The sequence below is a fragment of the Pseudoalteromonas sp. MQS005 genome, from assembly GCF_001661605.1.
In the GTDB taxonomy this organism is placed as follows: Bacteria; Pseudomonadota; Gammaproteobacteria; order Enterobacterales; family Alteromonadaceae; genus Pseudoalteromonas; species Pseudoalteromonas tetraodonis.
On the sequence record NZ_LYRQ01000112.1, the window covers coordinates 1 to 1,146 of the forward strand.

Below are 1,146 nucleotides of genomic sequence, written 5' to 3' on the forward strand. Positions count from 1 at the left end.
ATGTATAGCGATTTGATTTTTTCATAGTTCCAGTTTCTCAAGTTATTGAGTCTCTGGCAAACACGGGGCGATTCAGGTTTTCAGAAGAGTTAATTTTTGTTCCTAAAAAAATAAAGTCCATAAAAGATGATTACGATAGTGTCTCTAGAAACATCTATTCGGGTACAGGCTCAATTAGCATTATCGATTTCCAGTACAAGATGCTAGAAGGCGCCATAAAAACAATATTAGGAAGAGTAAATGATAGCTTTCAGTTACTAACTACAAAAGCTACTTACTTAAGTGTTACCGCTAATGAGTCTCAATTGTGTTCAAAAAGTGAAGCTGAAGAAATAGAGCTTGTCTCGTCTGCAATTGTTCAAATGAATGAGTCAATTAGCCAAGTATCGAGTGACACAATTAAAACCTTTACTCTTGCTAATGAGGCATCATCAACATGTAGCCTTGCTCAAGACTCAATGCTAAAAACTAAAAATGATATTTTGACTTTATCGAATGAAGTTAAACACTCGTGTGATTCTTCATCCGAATTAGCTGTTGAAGTAGAAAAAGTTGGAAGTGTGATGCTTGAAATTCAGGGTATAGCAGATCAAACAAACTTACTTGCTTTAAATGCTGCTATAGAAGCCTCAAGAGCTGGTGTATATGGTAGAGGCTTTTCTGTTGTTGCTGACGAGGTTCGCGCGTTATCAGATCGGACTCATGTGGCGACAGAACAAATAAAAGAATCAGTGAATGGAATAAAAGAGACATTGTTAGGTTGGTCTAAGGCAATGCATGAAGGAGTAATTACAGCTGATAAATGTATTTATCAAGTTAATGAAACGAGTAAACTAATTAACACTCTAAATACAAAAATATCTGAAATCAACAACCTATCAAGTCAAATAGCAACTGTTACTGAGGAGCAAAGTGTAGTTTCAAATGAGGTTAACAACAACATTACCGCTATAAATCAATCCTCTAAATCTAACTTACAAAAAACGCAAATTATTAATGATGAAGCCTTAAAAATGAAAGAACAATCAAATCAACTGCTATTACTTGTCCGCACATTTGGAGTTACAAATGATGATCTGCTTTAATCAAACAGGACACTTTAATAATGGAATATAATCCAATTATTGAGGTGTTAAATGACAAAAC

At 34.4% G+C, this 1,146-nt stretch carries 1 protein-coding gene; it reads left to right on the forward strand.

Annotated features, from left to right (window positions below):
• The first annotated feature begins 200 nt into the window (after window positions 1-200).
• Window positions 201-1,085: a methyl-accepting chemotaxis protein gene (locus tag A9479_RS19445; protein WP_064664328.1), complete on the forward strand. Its 885-nt coding sequence runs from the start codon at window positions 201-203 to the stop codon at window positions 1,083-1,085.
• The last annotated feature ends 61 nt before the right edge of the window (window positions 1,086-1,146 follow it).